The 14,486-nt window shown below is 61.4% G+C and carries 15 protein-coding genes; 8 read left to right on the forward strand and 7 right to left on the reverse strand.

The genetic code is table 11. The annotated features are described in order from the left end of the window. Positions 1-31: 31 nt before the first annotated feature. The 7 genes from mnhG to ACQZ5N_RS21960 all read right to left on the reverse strand — a co-directional run bounded on the left by mnhG (position 32) and on the right by ACQZ5N_RS21960 (position 6,516). On the reverse strand, positions 32-376 hold the full coding sequence (gene mnhG, locus ACQZ5N_RS21930; protein WP_003522773.1) for a monovalent cation/H(+) antiporter subunit G: 345 nt from the start codon (positions 374-376) through the stop codon (positions 32-34). Then, a complete protein-coding gene (locus tag ACQZ5N_RS21935) occupies positions 373-654 on the reverse strand; it encodes a K+/H+ antiporter subunit F (RefSeq protein ID WP_080791409.1) in 282 nt (93 codons plus the stop codon). Before ACQZ5N_RS21935 ends, mnhG begins: the two co-directional genes overlap by 4 nt. Beyond that, positions 651-1,139: a Na+/H+ antiporter subunit E gene (locus ACQZ5N_RS21940; RefSeq protein ID WP_003522771.1), complete on the reverse strand. Its 489-nt coding sequence runs from the start codon at positions 1,137-1,139 to the stop codon at positions 651-653. The genes ACQZ5N_RS21935 and ACQZ5N_RS21940 overlap by 4 nt, the downstream gene beginning before the upstream one ends. Then, positions 1,136-2,782 carry a monovalent cation/H+ antiporter subunit D gene (locus ACQZ5N_RS21945; RefSeq protein ID WP_448734118.1) on the reverse strand — a complete coding sequence of 549 codons (1,647 nt, stop codon included), beginning with the start codon at positions 2,780-2,782 and terminating at the stop codon, positions 1,136-1,138. Before ACQZ5N_RS21945 ends, ACQZ5N_RS21940 begins: the two co-directional genes overlap by 4 nt. Next, a complete protein-coding gene (locus ACQZ5N_RS21950; RefSeq protein ID WP_003503487.1) occupies positions 2,779-3,114 on the reverse strand; it encodes a Na+/H+ antiporter subunit C in 336 nt (111 codons plus the stop codon). Before ACQZ5N_RS21950 ends, ACQZ5N_RS21945 begins: the two co-directional genes overlap by 4 nt. Then, positions 3,114-6,032 carry a monovalent cation/H+ antiporter subunit A gene (locus tag ACQZ5N_RS21955; protein WP_448734119.1) on the reverse strand — a complete coding sequence of 973 codons (2,919 nt, stop codon included), beginning with the start codon at positions 6,030-6,032 and terminating at the stop codon, positions 3,114-3,116. Before ACQZ5N_RS21955 ends, ACQZ5N_RS21950 begins: the two co-directional genes overlap by 1 nt. A 106-nt stretch (positions 6,033-6,138) precedes the next feature. Next, positions 6,139-6,516: a hypothetical protein gene (locus ACQZ5N_RS21960; protein WP_448734136.1), complete on the reverse strand. Its 378-nt coding sequence runs from the start codon at positions 6,514-6,516 to the stop codon at positions 6,139-6,141. Between the two features lie 505 nt (positions 6,517-7,021). Between ACQZ5N_RS21960 and ACQZ5N_RS21965 the strand changes: the two genes are divergently transcribed. The 8 genes from ACQZ5N_RS21965 to cheD are packed head-to-tail and all read left to right on the forward strand — an operon-like array spanning position 7,022 to position 14,479. After that, positions 7,022-8,629, forward strand: coding sequence for a globin-coupled sensor protein (locus ACQZ5N_RS21965; RefSeq protein ID WP_448734120.1), 1,608 nt, complete (start codon positions 7,022-7,024; stop codon positions 8,627-8,629). Next, positions 8,629-8,928 carry an STAS domain-containing protein gene (locus ACQZ5N_RS21970; RefSeq protein WP_003493771.1) on the forward strand — a complete coding sequence of 100 codons (300 nt, stop codon included), beginning with the start codon at positions 8,629-8,631 and terminating at the stop codon, positions 8,926-8,928. The genes ACQZ5N_RS21965 and ACQZ5N_RS21970 overlap by 1 nt, the downstream gene beginning before the upstream one ends. Then, positions 8,925-9,290: a chemotaxis response regulator CheY1 gene (gene cheY1 / locus ACQZ5N_RS21975; RefSeq protein WP_003493773.1), complete on the forward strand. Its 366-nt coding sequence runs from the start codon at positions 8,925-8,927 to the stop codon at positions 9,288-9,290. Before ACQZ5N_RS21970 ends, cheY1 begins: the two co-directional genes overlap by 4 nt. Before the next feature lie 16 nt (positions 9,291-9,306). Next, positions 9,307-11,574 carry a chemotaxis protein CheA gene (locus ACQZ5N_RS21980; protein WP_448734121.1) on the forward strand — a complete coding sequence of 756 codons (2,268 nt, stop codon included), beginning with the start codon at positions 9,307-9,309 and terminating at the stop codon, positions 11,572-11,574. 13 nt (positions 11,575-11,587) lie between these two features. After that, on the forward strand, positions 11,588-12,496 hold the full coding sequence (gene cheR, locus ACQZ5N_RS21985; RefSeq protein WP_174056163.1) for a protein-glutamate O-methyltransferase CheR: 909 nt from the start codon (positions 11,588-11,590) through the stop codon (positions 12,494-12,496). Next, positions 12,493-13,548 (forward strand): protein-glutamate O-methylesterase CheB, encoded by a 1,056-nt coding sequence (gene cheB / locus ACQZ5N_RS21990; RefSeq protein ID WP_196378039.1) that lies wholly within the window; start codon positions 12,493-12,495, stop codon positions 13,546-13,548. The genes cheR and cheB overlap by 4 nt, the downstream gene beginning before the upstream one ends. Continuing rightward, positions 13,548-13,937 (forward strand): chemotaxis response regulator CheY2, encoded by a 390-nt coding sequence (gene cheY2 / locus ACQZ5N_RS21995; RefSeq protein WP_003503467.1) that lies wholly within the window; start codon positions 13,548-13,550, stop codon positions 13,935-13,937. The genes cheB and cheY2 overlap by 1 nt, the downstream gene beginning before the upstream one ends. Then, positions 13,934-14,479 carry a chemoreceptor glutamine deamidase CheD gene (cheD, locus tag ACQZ5N_RS22000; RefSeq protein ID WP_003522762.1) on the forward strand — a complete coding sequence of 182 codons (546 nt, stop codon included), beginning with the start codon at positions 13,934-13,936 and terminating at the stop codon, positions 14,477-14,479. Before cheY2 ends, cheD begins: the two co-directional genes overlap by 4 nt. Positions 14,480-14,486 lie beyond the last annotated feature (7 nt).

Consider the following 14,486-nt stretch of genomic DNA (forward strand, 5'->3'; position numbering starts at 1 on the left):
GCGGAGCTTCGCCGCCGTAAAGAGCCTTAGCCTAAAGATGCTCCCGATTATCCGTATTCTGCTCCGCCCGGTCCCGATAAAGGGCGGCGCGTCCCAGCAACATCAGGGAAACCGGGGTCGTCACCGTCATGAAGATGCCGATGAAGATTTCGTGGAAGGCGAAGCGGTCGCCGGAGACGGAGAAATAGATGATCGAGGCCATGACGATGCCGCCGGTGCCCCAGCTGGTGCCGAGTGTGGGCGCGTGCAGGCGTTCATAGAAGCTGTTGAGCCTGGCAAAGCCGATGGTGCCGATCAGCGTCAGCGAGGCGCCGAGCAGCACGAAGAAGGCCACGGCAATGGCGGCCCAGAGGGGAAATTCGTGCGCCTCGCTCATTCGATCACCTCGCCGCGCATCAGGAATTTGGAAAGGGCGACGGTGGAGACGAAGCCGAGGATGGCGATCAGCAGCGATGCCTCAAAATAGATGTCGTTGCCGGTGCGCAGGCCGAAGGTCAAAAGAAGCAGCATGGCGTTGACATAGAGCGTATCCACGCCCAGCACACGGTCTTGCGCGCGCGGGCCGATGGCGATGCGATAGACCGAGATCGCCATGGCGATGGCCAGCATCAGCTGCGCGAGTGAAAAGGACCAGAAAAGGATAATCGAACTCATTCGAATATCTCCATCAGCAGTTTTTCATAACGGTTCTTGATGAGGCTTATCCACGCTGCCTCATCCACATCGTCGAGAACGTGAAGCAGCAGCGTGCCCTGGCTGGAATTATATTCGAGCCATGCGCTTCCCGGCGTCGAGGTCAGGATCGTCGCCAGAACCGCAAGCGCCATCGGGTCGCGAATATCGAGCGGCACGGCCAGGAAGCCGGATTTGCGATCTCTCTCGCGCTTGAACAGGATGATCTTCACGACCGATAGATTGGACCTGACGATATCGTAAAGCACGATCAGGATGAGCTGCACCAGCCTGTGCCAGTTGCGGATGCGCGGCTTGGCGGGCCTGAGCGACGCCATCGCCCACGAGGCGACAAGCGCAACCCCGGTGCCGAGCAGCAGATGCCCCGGCGAAAAGCTGTTGATCGTCATCCAGAAGAAGATCAGCGAGATCGTCAGCAGCGGGTAGGGCAGGACACGGCTTATCATGGCTCTGCCTCCGGGTTGCTTCCCGCCCTCGGCGCGGAAATGACGCCCTGAATATAGCTCGCCGGCAGGTCGAGAATACGCGCCGTCTCCTGCATGTAACGCATCACCGGCCCTGCCTGTACGGTCATGGCAAGCGTCAGGCCGAGCAGCAGCATCACGGGAGCGATTTCGATGACGAGTACGCGTGGCACGGTGCCTTCGATGGAAGCCCAGAAGGTGCGGATACCAGCGCGCGTCATCGAGATCAGCGAGGCGAAACCGGCAAAGACGATCAGGAAAACCAGCCACCAGGAGAGTGTGGAAACGCTGTCATTGGCGCCGAGCCCGGAAGGATTGAGGATGGCGGTCAGCATCGAGAATTTGGCGATGAAGCCCGAAAGCGGTGGCAGGCCGGCCAGAAGAATGCCGCAGGCGGCAAAACACGCGCCAAGCACCGCCATGGTGGCGGGCATCGTCACGCCGACTTCCTCCTCCTCCTCTTCCTCGTCGCCCTCGCCATAGGCCTCCATGGTCACGGCAAGAACGTTCGCGCCGGCATCCTGTCCGCGTTCCACCAGCTCGATCAACATGAAGAACGCGCTGATGGTGAGGGTGGAACTGACCATGTAATAAAGCGCGCCGGCCGCAACCGTGGGATTGCCGGTGCCCATGGCGGCAAGCAGCGTTCCCGACGAGACGAGAACCGAAAAGCCGGCAAGCCGCCCCAGCGCCTGCGACGCCAGAACGCCGATGGCGCCGAAGATGATGGTAGCGATGCCGCCAACCAGCAGCGCATCATGGCCGAAGCCTGCCGATTCCCCGGCCGTCTGCCCGAAAAGCAGGAAGGACAGGCGGGCGATGACATAGATGCCGACCTTGCTCATGATGGCGAAGAGCCCGCCCACCGGGGCCGATGCCGCGCCATAGGCGGAAGGCAGCCAGAAATTCAGCGGCCACATGCCGGCCTTGACCAGAAAGGCGATGCCGAGGATGGCCGAGCCGGTTTCCAAGAGCATGCGCTGATCGGGGTTGAGCCCCTCGATGCGATGGGCGAGATCGCCCATGTTCAGCGTGCCGGTAACGCCATAGATGAGGCTGACGCCGATCAGGAAGAACAGGGCGGCGACGAGGTTGATGGCGATATAATGCAGCCCGGCCTTGACGCGCTGCTGGCCGGAACCATGCAGCAGCAGACCGTAGGACGCGGCCAGCATCACTTCGAAGAAGACGAAGAGATTGAAGAGGTCGCCGGTCAGGAATGCGCCGTTGACGCCCATCAGCATCATCTGGAACAGCGAATGGAAATGCGCGCCCGACCTGTGCCACTTCGCCATCGAATAGATCAAGGACGGGATGGCAAGCAGCGCCGTCAACAGCACCATCAGGCCCGAAAGACGGTCGGCGACGAGCACGATGCCGAAGGGCGCCGGCCAGTTGCCGAGCAGATAGACGCCGCTCGACACCACGGCGGCGATCTCGGTATTGACCGTCGAGTTCACTTCGCGGAACAGCAATATGGCGACCACCAGCAACAGCACGGCCGAGGTGAGGCTGATGGCGGCTTTCGCCACGCGCTGGCGCTCGTCGAAGAAAAGCAGAAGGGCCGCGGTAATCAGCGGCAGAAGAATGGGCGCTATGACGATGTGGAAGGGGAAAGACATCATTTCGACTCCCTCCCGTCCACATGGTCGGTACCGGTGAGGCCGCGGGCGGCGAGCAGCACGACGAGGAACAATGCGGTGGTGGCAAAGCCGATGACGATGGCCGTCAGCACCAGCGCCTGCGGCACGGGGTCGGCCAGCGTCGAACTGTCGACGCCGTTGACCAGCACCGGCGGCGCATTGGTCTTGATCCCGCCGACGCCGAAGATGAAGAGGTTGACGGCGTAAGACAGCAGCGAAAGCCCGACAATGACCTGATAGGTGCGCGGGCGCAGCACCAGCCAAACGCCGGAGCCGGTCATGATGCCGATACCGATTGCGAGAATGAGTTCCATTACACGTCCTCCGCTTTTGCGGTTTCAGGCGTGCGAACGCGGTAGTTACGCAACGATTGGTGTGCCAGTGCTATCAGGATAAGAACAACGGAGCCGACGACCAGCGAGAAGACGCCGAGATCGAACAGCAGGGCGGATGCCGTCGGCATTTTGCCGATATAGGGTATCTCCGTATATTGGAAATAGGAGGTCAGGAACGGGTAGCCGAAGGACCAGGAGCCGATACCCGTCGCCGCCGCCATCAAAAGGCCGAAACCCATCCAGCGCAGCGGCAGGATGCGGATGCGGTCTTCCGCCCAGCGTGCGCCGCCGGCGAGATATTGCAGCAGGAAGCCGATGGCCATGGTGATGCCGGCCGCAAAGCCGCCGCCCGGCAGGTCGTGGCCGCGCATGAACAGGAAGATCGAGAAGGTGATGATGACCGGGAACATCCACTGCATCACGATGGACGGCACATAGAGATAATCGCGGACCGTATCGCCCTTGCTGCGGTCCGGCCGTTCGGCATCGAAGGCGTTCTGCATCTGCTGCTGTTCCGGCACCCCGATGCTTTCATGGGCGGGGCGGAAACGGCGAAGCAGCGCAAAGACCGTGAGCGCGACGATGGCCAGCACCGCGATTTCGCCGAAGGTATCGAAGCCGCGAAAGTCGACGAGGATGACGTTGACGACATTGGTGCCGCCACCTTCGGTATAGGCGCGTTCGAGGAAATAGGTCGCAATCGCGTTCGGCACCGGCAGCGTCATCACGGCATAGGCGATGACGGACATGCCGATACCGCTGCCTGCGGCGAGCAGGAAGTCGCGGGCGCGGCGAAGCTGCGCCGGCAGCTCATCGCTGCTGTCGACCTTCTCGACGCGTTTCGGCAGCCATCTGAGGCCGAGCAGGATGAGAACCGTGGTGACGATTTCCACCAGCAGCTGGGTGATCGCCAGATCCGGCGCGGAAAGCCAGACGAAGGTAAGGCAGGTGACGAGGCCCGAGACGCCGAGCATGACGAGGGCGGCGAGGCGATGATATTTCGCCTGCCAGGCCGCACCCATGGCCGCGATCATGCCGATCAGCCAAAGAATGGCGAAGATCGGATCGAAGGTCGTCACACGCGGCAGCGACAGGGAGAATTCCGAAAGGAAGAGAGGCGAGAAACCGGCAAGAAGCGCCACGAGGATGAGAAGCCTCAGCTGCGGCTGCAGACGCCGCGTGCCGAGCGTGCTTTCCAGCCACCGCGCCCATTTCCAGGACACGGTGACGAGAATGCGCTCGAAGATGCGCTGTCCTCGCAAATGCCGGAAGACCGGCGGGCCATCGTCGCAGCGCGAGAAATAACCGCCGAGCAGGGCATAGATCGTAACCCCGCCGATCAGCGCCGCGATACTCATGATCAGCGGCAGGTTGAAACCGTGCCAGATCGACAGGCTGTAGACCGGCGTTTGCGCACCAAGCACCGAAAGCACGGCCGAATGCAGGAACGGGCCGATGGAGAGGCTCGGAACGATGCCGACGATCAGGCAGGCGAAGACGAGGAATTCGATGGGGAAACGCATCCAGCGCGGCGGCTCGTGCGGATGCGGGTTCGGCAGATCGACGGGCTTGGGGCCGAAGAAGACCGTATGGATGAAGCGCAGCGAATAAGCGACGGCGAAGGCGCCCGATAGCGTCGCGACATAGGGCAGCGCCCGGTCCAGCAGCGAGTCGGCATGGGTCTCGACAGCCTCGGCAAAGAACATTTCCTTGGAAAGGAAGCCGTTGAACAGCGGCACACCGGCCATGGCCGCACTTGCCGCCATGGCGAGCGTCGCGGTTGCGGGCATATAGGTATAAAGCCCGCTTAAGCGCCGCATGTCGCGGGTGCCGGTTTCATGGTCGATGATGCCGGCCGCCATGAAGAGCGAGGCCTTGAAGGTGGCGTGGTTGACCATGTGGAAAATGGCCGCCACTGCCGCAAGCGGGCTGCCGAGGCTGAGAAGCGTGGTGATGAGGCCAAGATGGCTGATGGTGGAATAGGCGAGCAACCCTTTCAGATCCTGCTGAAACATGGCGAAATAGGCGCCGAGCAGCAGGGTTATGATGCCGGCCGCGCCCACCAGCCAGAACCATTCCGGCGTGCCCGCCAGCACCGGCCAGAACCGCGCCAGCAGGAAAACCCCGGCCTTCACCATGGTGGCCGAATGCAGATAGGCGGAAACGGGTGTGGGCGCCGCCATGGCGTTGGGCAGCCAGAAATGGAACGGAAACTGCGCGCTCTTGGTCAGCGCGCCGCCGAGGATGAGGATGAGCGCCGGTACATAGAGGGAATGGGCGCGGATGGCCGCACCGGCCTCGATGATCTTGTCGAGGTCATAGCTTCCCGCCATATGGCCGAGGATCAGCAGGCCCGCCAGCAGGCTGAAGCCGCCGATGCCGGTCACTGTCAGCGCCATGCGGGCGCCGTCGCGCGCACCGGCGTTCTGATGCCAGTAGCCGATCAGCAGGAACGAAAAGATGCTGGTCATTTCCCAGAAGATCGACAGCAGGATGACGTTGCCGGAGAGCACCACGCCAAGCATCGAACCCATGAAGGCGAGCAGGAAGGCGAAGAAGCGCGGGATCGGGTCTTCGGCCGACATGTAATAACGCGCGTAGAGCACCACCAGCAGGCCAATGCCGGTAATGAGCATCGTGAAAATCCAGGCGAATCCGTCCAGCCGCAGGGTAAAGTTCAGGCCGAGCTGGGGCAGCCATTCCACATCATACTTGAGAACCGCGCCGCCGCTGACGCTCGTATAAAGAAAAATGCTGCTGACAAGGCCAAAAAGGGCGACTCCGCCCGCAACGGAGGCGGGACCGGCGGCCGCACCCTCGCGCGGCATGAAGGCCGTCAGAAGCGCGCCGACGAAGGGCAATGCGACAATGAATGGAAGAATGGTTGCAAGTGTCATATGCGGCGGCGGTTTTCTCTCTGGAATGGGAGCCTACGGCGGGTTTCCGACGACTCCGATCCCTCAAGGTTCGCAATGAACCGAATGATGAGGACCGCCGGAATGACTAATACATAATATGCGGAGGCGCGCGTGGAACCACGCTGGCAAAGTCTCGGAAAGCTTGTGGCACGATGGCAACAGCAACGAGCGAGACGTCGGCATTATCCCTGAGGCTCGGGGCGGGTGAGGCAAACGCGTCCAGGCGAAAGCCTGAGCCGGCATCGCCGGTCCTGCAGCCGAAATCATTGCCGCTATTGCAATCCTTTTCGCGAAGAGAAAGGGAACGGCCGGGATCGACGCTCTGCAATCGTTCGAGGCGACTGGTTTTGGAAAGGGGCTTGACGCTGGCCGGTGCCTGAAAGCCGATCATGACCAGCAGGCTCGCGACCACGAGACCGATCAACACTTGCGGATGGCGCCTTGAACTGCGGCCTTTCTCCATCCATGGCAAGTTGGCATCTCCTTGATCGTAAAGGTCTCTTTAAAGCATCACCGTTGAGCGAATATCCTGTTGATTTGTTTTAGGGGAAGCCGGACATGCTTGTCCAGCGCGCATGCGGGAAAAACCGCCCGCGGCGTCCGATTCCTTCTCGTTTTTGCCCGTTTGCGGCAAAGTGAGGGCGGCATTGGCTAAAAGCTTTTACAAATTTTACCGTTTGACGCCGACGCCTGTGTTTCTTAACTTTCAAGCAAGGAATTAACCATAAAGATTGATGGTATTTCCACGGCGGAATGGGGTTCTCTCCCCTTCCAGGCATGACGCCGCACTGCCGTACCGGTGCCGATCCGGTATTTTCGTTTCTTGGTTCAAGAAGGTCTGGCAGGCGTCGATGCCGCATCGTCCGCGATGGGTATGTTCGTTCAAAAATCCCCTTAGGGTGCTGGCGTTCTGAACCTTGGCCAATTTGGCCGGGTTTTACCGGCCGTCATGTTGTTGGGGACGTCGGTTGGGGCAGGATTTGCCATCAGATCAAGCGCGCAGATCGGCAGGCGGAAGCCTGGCGGGACGGTTGCGTTTTGCCGGCCTCGACGAGACGCAATCCGATTTCCTGCGCAGCTATCGCAGCATGCTGGAGCCTTACGTCAAGGCCGGCCTGCGGGATGTGATGACCCGTTTCCAGTCCATGCCGGACTGTTCTCCGTCTTTCGAAAGCGAAAACCAGCTCGACCGCCTGCACGATCTGCAATCCTCGCACTGGAGCGTTCTGACCGATGCGCGTTTCGATGCGCTTTATGCCGAGCGGGTGAAGGTTCTTTCCGACAATGCCAGCCGCATGGGTCTCGATCCGCGCTGGCAGATCGCCAGCCACGCGGTGGTTCTGGAACATCTCGTCGGCGGGCTGGTGGCCGAACATGCGCCGCGCTCCATCCTGCCCGGCAACCGCAAGAAAACCCGTGAGCTGGCGGAAGCCGTCAAGAATGTCGTCCGTCTGGTGATGGTCGATACCGAAATCGCCGTCTCGCTGCGCTTCAACGAATTGCGCCTGCGCCATGGCCGCGAACTGGCGGAACAGCGTGACAATGACCGCTCGGAAGCGGCGAAGTTGCTGGGCACGGCACTGACGGCCTTTGCCGCAGGCGATCTGCAGGCCCGCATCGGCGGTGAAGTGCCGGAAGCCTATCGCGATGTTGCGGTTTCCTTCAACACGGCTTTGGAAACGATTGGCGCATCGCTGATCGCGGCGCAAAACAGCATCGGCGAGGCCGAGGCGCTCGGCGCGCGCTTTGCCGATATGGGCCGCTCCATGGCCGAGCGCTCCCGCCAGCAGGCCGAAGCCCTTGCCGAAACCTCCCGCGCCATCCAGACGATGATCGGGAACGTTGCGGAAAACGGCGCGCGCATATCGGCCACGGAAACGGCTGTTTCCCGCGCCCGCGAGGCGGCGGTCGAAAGCGGCAAGGCTATCGGCGAGGCGATTGACGCCATGTCTGACATCGAACAATCCGCCGAACAGATCGGCAGGATCATCGGCACGATTGACGAGATCGCTTTTCAGACCAACCTTCTCGCCCTCAATGCCGGCATCGAGGCGGCGCGCGCGGGTGAAAGCGGACGTGGTTTCGCGGTCGTCGCGCAGGAGGTCCGGGCGCTCGCCCAGCGTTCCGCCGACGCTGCAAGGGAAATCAAGAGCCTTGTCGGCACCACCAAGACGCAGGTTGAGGGCGGCGTGCGCATGGTCAACCGCACGCAGGACGCAATCGGCGGTGTCGTCCGGCAGGTCTCCGGCATCAACGACATGATCGCGGAAGTCTCCCGGCATACGGCCGAACAGGCCGGCGAACTGCAATCGGTTGCCGCCGATATCGGCGAGCAGCAAAGGCAGACAGGCCGGAACGCCGTCGATATCAGCGCGAGCGCCTCCGAGGCGGACGCGCTTCAAACCGTCATTCTCGAACTCGGCCGCACCATCCGCGAATTCCGCATCGCCCGTCAGGGGCAGGCGAAAGCGGCGTCCGGTGCGGACCGGCAGGACACTTCATTTATGGCCCGTGCGGATAATCGCACGGATTACGGCCAGGATTACCAACAATTCAGACGTCAGGGAGTCATGTAATGGCAGCCAGAAAAGCAGCTGAGGCGACGCTGAAACTGTCACCGGTGCTGGATCTCAACGAAGCATCGGCCCTGCACGGCAAGCTGATGACGCTGAGGGGAGCACCTTTGTCGGTAGATGCGTCTGAGGTTGAGCGTATCGGCGCGCTTTGCGCCCAGGTTCTGATGGCCGGCGCGAAATCCTGGGAAGAGGACGGCAAGCGGTTCGGTTTTGCCAAGGTGTCCGATGCATTCGACAAGACGATGAAACTCATAGGCGTCGATATTGACCATTTGCTCCCCAAGGAGATGCAAAAGTGAAGAAAAAAGTTCTTACCGTGGATGATTCCCGGACGATCAGGAACATGCTCCTGGTTACGCTCAACAATGCCGGTTTCGAAACCATTCAGGCCGAAGATGGCATCGAGGGCCTCGAAGTGCTCGAACAGAGCAACCCCGATGTTATCGTGACGGACATCAACATGCCCCGTCTCGACGGTTTCGGCTTCATTGAGGGTGTACGGCGCAACGAAAAGTATCGTGCGATCCCGATCCTCGTTCTGACGACCGAAAGCGACGCAGAGAAGAAGAACCGCGCCCGTCAGGCCGGTGCGACGGGCTGGATCGTCAAGCCGTTCGACCCTGCGAAACTCATCGATGCCATTGAACGCGTAACCGCCTGATACGGGACATTTCACGATGGATATGAACGAAATCAAGGAAATCTTTTTCCAGGAATGCGAGGAGCAGCTCGCCGAACTGGAATCGGGGCTTCTTAAATTGAATGACGGCGACCGCGATCCGGAAACCGTCAACGCCGTTTTCCGTGCCGTTCATTCCATCAAGGGCGGGGCGGGTGCCTTCGGTCTCGATGATCTCGTGGCCTTCGCCCACGTTTTTGAAACGACCCTCGACTGCGTCCGCTCCAACAAGCTGGAGCCGACACAGGATGTTCTGAAGGTCATGCTGCGCTCCGCCGACGTGCTGGCGGACCTGACCAATGCGGCCAGAGACGGCGGCAGCGTCGATGAAAGCCGCACCCGCGGCCTCGTCAAGGAACTGGAAGCGCTGGCAAACGGCGAAACCATACAGGTTTCCGCGCCGGTGGCAGCGCCAGCTGCCGTCAAGGCGCCGCAACCCGTCGCACCCAAGCCGACGGATGAGAGCGGCTTCGAGCCGATCCCGTTCTCCTTCACGGACTTTGCCGACGAAACCACACCGCTGATGGAAGCGCCGTCCTTCCAGATCACCTTCAAGCCGCATGCGTCGCTTTATTCGAAGGGCAACGAAGCGGCACTTCTCCTGCGCGATCTTTCGCGCATCGGCGATATGAGCATCAATTGCGACATGTCGGAGCTGCCTTCGCTCGACAAGCTCGATCCTGAAGCATCCTATCTTTCCTGGACGGTTTCGATTGCCACCGACAAGGGCGAAGAGGGCATCCGCAGCGTCTTCGAATTTGCCGAATGGGATTGCGATCTCGAAATCGTTCCGGTTGTTTCGGATGCCGCAGACGATGCGGAAGAGCTTCCGATGATCCCGGTGCCGTTCGATCTTTCGGCCCTCGATAGCGGAGCGGAAGAGCAGCCCGCTGTTGAAATCGCCACGGCTGAAGCGTCCTACGTTGCCGCAGCCGTCGAAACGGCCGTCGCGACGACGCAGATCGCCCAGAGCGTCAATGCCGCCATCGAAAAGCGTGAAGCGGCGGCAGCGCCTGCCGCGGCCCAGGCGAATGCCAATGCGGCGGCCAATGCCAGCGCCGGCCAGACCATCCGTGTGGACCTCGACCGTGTCGACCGCCTGATCAACCTCGTCGGTGAGCTCGTCATCAATCAGGCGATGCTGTCGCAGAGCGTGATCGAAAACGATGCGAGCGGCACCTCCGCCGTCAATATGGGTCTGGACGAACTGCAGCAGCTGACGCGCGAAATTCAGGACAGCGTCATGGCGATCCGCGCGCAGCCGGTGAAGCCCGTCTTCCAGCGCATGTCGCGTATCGTCCGCGAAGTCGCCGACATGATCGGCAAGCAGATCCGCCTCGTCACCGAAGGCGAGAACACGGAAGTCGACAAGACGGTCATCGACAAGCTGGCCGAACCCCTGACGCATATGATCCGCAACGCCGTCGACCACGGCATCGAAACGCCGGAAAAACGCGAAGCGGCGGGCAAGAACCCGGAAGGCACCATCAAGCTTTCGGCCAAGCACCGTTCGGGCCGTATCCTGATCGAGCTTCAGGACGATGGCGCCGGCATCAACCGCGAGCGCGTTCGCCAGAAGGCAATAGACAACGATCTCATTGCCGCCGATGCGAACCTGACCGATGAGGAGATCGACAATCTGATCTTCGCGCCGGGCTTCTCCACCGCCGACAAGATTTCCGACATTTCGGGCCGCGGTGTCGGCATGGATGTGGTCAAGCGTTCCATTCAGGCGCTTGGCGGCCGTATCAGCATTTCCTCGCGCCCCGGCCATGGCTCGACCTTCACCATGAGCCTGCCGCTGACGCTTGCCGTTCTTGACGGCATGGTGGTGACCGTTGCCGGCCAGACGCTGGTGGTGCCGCTGACGGCAATCGTCGAAACCCTGCAGCCGGAAGCGAAGAACATTCACTCCTTCGGCGCGAACCAGCGGCTGATCTCCATCCGCAACTCCTTCTGCCCGCTGGTGGATGTCGGCCGCGTGCTGAACTTCCGCCCGACCCAGGCCGATCCGGTCGAAGGTGTCGCCCTTCTGGTGGAATCGGAAGGCGGCGGCCAGCGCGCCCTGATGGTCGACGCGATCCAGGGCCAGCGTCAGGTTGTCATCAAGTCGTTGGAAGCCAACTATACCCATGTTCAGGGCATCGCCGCCGCCACTATTCTGGGTGACGGCCGTGTCGCGCTTATTCTGGATGTCGATGCCATCGTCAGCGCCTCGCGCGGACAGCCCCTGAAGCAGGAAATGTCGCTTGCGGCGACAGGTTGAAAGCGGATCATCCATGGCATCACTTAACTTCAGCGACCAGCGCCAGTCTCCCGATGAGGTTCTTGCCAGCGGCGAATATCCGCTGACGAGACGGGATCTCTCGGAAATCGCGGCGATGATCTATGCCGATGCGGGCATCTACCTCAACGACACCAAAGCGTCGCTGGTCTATTCCCGCCTGTCGAAGCATATCCGCAATCTCGGCCTGTCGGGTTTCCGCGAATATTGCGCATTGGTGTCCTCGCCGGATGGCGCGCAGGCGCGGCGCGAAATGCTGTCGCACCTGACGACGAATTTCACCCGCTTCTTTCGCGAGAACCACCATTTCGAACATCTGCGTGACGAGGTCCTGCCGGGCCTCATCGCCCGGGCGAAGAGCGGCGGACGTGTCCGCATCTGGTCGGCCGCCTGTTCGGATGGGCAGGAGCCCTATTCCATCGCACTCACCGTGCTCGCCATGTTCCCGAATGCGGCGGATTACGATTTCAAAATTCTCGCGACGGATATCGACCCGAAGATTTTGGCGCAGGCCCGGGCAGGGGTCTATGACGACAATGCGCTCGAAACCGTGTCTCCCGCCATGCGCAAGCAATGGTTCACGGAGGTCGATGCCGGCGGTCGCCGCAAGTTTCGCATCGATGACAAGGTCAAGCGTCTCATCACCTTCAACGAATTGAACCTGATGACGCAATGGCCCTTCAAGGGCAATTTCGATGTGATCTTCTGCCGCAACGTCGTCATCTATTTCGACGAGCCGACGCAGATGCGCATCTGGTCGCGTTTCGCCGGGCTGCTGCCGGAAGGCGGTCATCTTTATATCGGGCATTCCGAACGCGTCTCCGGTGACGCCAAGAACCTGTTCGACAATACGGGCATCACCACCTACCGCTTCACTGGCCACGCTTCGGGGAGGAAGGCATGAGCGCACTCGCACGGGTACTCGTCGTCGATGATTCCCCCACCATGCGCGGCCTGATTTCGGCTGTCCTCAAGGCCGATCCGGAAGTCGAGGTGGTCGGGCAGGCCGGCAACGCCATGGAAGCACGCGCGGCCATCAAGCAGCTCAATCCCGATGTCGTGACGCTCGACATCGAGATGCCGGAAATGAACGGTCTCGAATTTCTCGAAAAGATCATGCGCCTGCGGCCCATGCCGGTCATCATGGTCTCGTCGCTGACCCATCGCGGCGCGGATGCTTCGCTGGCCGCGCTTGAAATCGGCGCCTTCGATTGTGTCGGCAAGCCGGCGCCGGGCGATGCACGCCCCTTCGGCGATCTGGCCGACAAGGTGAAGGCTGCCGCCCGCTCGCAACACGCCGCATACCGTGCGGCGCGCCCGGAAGCCGTTGCCGCGCCGCAGCCGGTCCCGGTCAGTGAATATCGGGCTGGGCGCAAGGTCGTGGCCATCGGTTCCTCCACGGGCGGTGTCGAAGCGTTGATCGCCGTGCTGCAGAAATTCCCGGCCAATTGCCCGCCGACCGTCATCACCCAGCACATGCCGCCGACCTTCACCAAGAGTTTCGCCGAACGGCTGAACCGTATCTGTGCGCCCGTGGTGGAAGAGGCGACGGACGGTGCGCGTCTGCAGACCGGCAAGATCTATCTTGCGCCGGGCGGCGAGCGCCATTTGCAGATCGCCAACAGGTCCGCACCCTGCTGCCGGCTTGTCGAGCGCGATCCCGTCAACGGCCATCGCCCCTCCGTCGATGTGCTGTTCGATTCGGTGGCGGAGCTTGCCGGCCGCAACGCCGTCGGCGTCATTCTCACCGGCATGGGCCGCGATGGCGCAGCCGGGCTGTTGAAAATGCGTCATGCCGGCGCGCGCACCGTCGGCCAGAACGAAAAAACATGTGTCGTCTACGGCATGCCCCGCGTGGCCTATGAACTTGGCGCCGTGGAACAGCAACTCCCGCTGGCCTCCATCGGCGAAGAAATCCTGAAACTAACCACTGCCCGCAAAGAAGGTGCTGACTAATGTCTCTCGCAGAAAAGATCAAAGTTCTGATCGTCGACGATCAGGTGACCAGCCGGCTGCTCCTCAGCGATGCGCTGACACAGCTCGGCTTCAAGCAGATCACCGCCGCCGGTGACGGCGAGCAGGGAATGAAGATCATGGAGCAGCAGCCCCATCATCTCGTCATTTCCGACTTCAACATGCCGAAGATGGACGGTCTCGGTTTCCTGCACGCCGTCAGGGCCAACCCGACCACCAAGAAGGCCGCCTTCATCATCCTCACCGCGCAGGGCGACCGCGCGCTGGTACAGAAGGCAGCCCAGCTCGGCGCCAACAACGTGCTGGCCAAGCCCTTCACGATCGACAAGATGCGCGCTGCCATCGAGGCGGTTTTCGGATCGCTGAAATGATTGAAGCTGCGGCCAAGCGCGTACATATCATTCAGGGCGAGTATAAGGTCGTCAGCGATCCCGATGTGGTGCTGACGACGATACTCGGTTCGTGCGTGGCTGCCTGTCTGAGAGACCCCGTTGCCGGCCTGGGAGGCATGAATCACTTCCTGCTGCCGGGAACGGGAAATGTGACCGGCGGAGATGCCACGCGTTACGGCGTGCATCTCATGGAGCTCCTGATCAACGGCCTCCTGAAGCAGGGGGCGCGGCGCGACCGGTTGGAAGCCAAGGTTTTCGGCGGCGCCAAGACGATTGCCAGCTTCTCCAACGTCGGCGAGCAGAATGCCATCTTCGCCATGCAGTTTCTCAAGGATGAAGGTATTCCGGTCTTAAGCTCCTCCACGGGTGGGGACCACGGCCGAAAGATCGAATTCTGGCCGGTCTCCGGGCGTGCACGTCAGCATCCGCTCAGTGGCGCGGAAACCCAGAAGACGGTTGCCATGGAAACGCGTCCGGTGCCGGCCCCCAAGCCAGTCGCCAACGACATCGAATTTTTCTAGTCACGGA

This window comes from Agrobacterium sp. 22-221-1, assembly GCF_053522445.1.

Bases quoted from the DNA above. Each gene is read 5' to 3' on its own strand.
- ACQZ5N_RS21940 (WP_003522771.1), bottom strand. From the start codon at position 1,139: ATGATAAGCCGTGTCCTGCCCTACCCGCTGCTGACGATCTCGCTGATC.
- ACQZ5N_RS21955 (WP_448734119.1), bottom strand. From the start codon at position 6,032: ATGACACTTGCAACCATTCTTCCATTCATTGTCGCATTGCCCTTCGTC.
- ACQZ5N_RS21945 (WP_448734118.1), bottom strand. From the start codon at position 2,782: ATGATGTCTTTCCCCTTCCACATCGTCATAGCGCCCATTCTTCTGCCG.
- cheY2 (WP_003503467.1), top strand. From the start codon at position 13,548: ATGTCTCTCGCAGAAAAGATCAAAGTTCTGATCGTCGACGATCAGGTG.
- cheD (WP_003522762.1), top strand. From the start codon at position 13,934: ATGATTGAAGCTGCGGCCAAGCGCGTACATATCATTCAGGGCGAGTAT.
- ACQZ5N_RS21980 (WP_448734121.1), top strand. From the start codon at position 9,307: ATGGATATGAACGAAATCAAGGAAATCTTTTTCCAGGAATGCGAGGAG.
- cheB (WP_196378039.1), top strand. From the start codon at position 12,493: ATGAGCGCACTCGCACGGGTACTCGTCGTCGATGATTCCCCCACCATG.
- ACQZ5N_RS21950 (WP_003503487.1), bottom strand. From the start codon at position 3,114: ATGGAACTCATTCTCGCAATCGGTATCGGCATCATGACCGGCTCCGGC.
- ACQZ5N_RS21935 (WP_080791409.1), bottom strand. From the start codon at position 654: ATGAGTTCGATTATCCTTTTCTGGTCCTTTTCACTCGCGCAGCTGATG.
- ACQZ5N_RS21970 (WP_003493771.1), top strand. From the start codon at position 8,629: ATGGCAGCCAGAAAAGCAGCTGAGGCGACGCTGAAACTGTCACCGGTG.
- cheR (WP_174056163.1), top strand. From the start codon at position 11,588: ATGGCATCACTTAACTTCAGCGACCAGCGCCAGTCTCCCGATGAGGTT.
- ACQZ5N_RS21960 (WP_448734136.1), bottom strand. From the start codon at position 6,516: ATGGAGAAAGGCCGCAGTTCAAGGCGCCATCCGCAAGTGTTGATCGGT.
- mnhG (WP_003522773.1), bottom strand. From the start codon at position 376: ATGAGCGAGGCGCACGAATTTCCCCTCTGGGCCGCCATTGCCGTGGCC.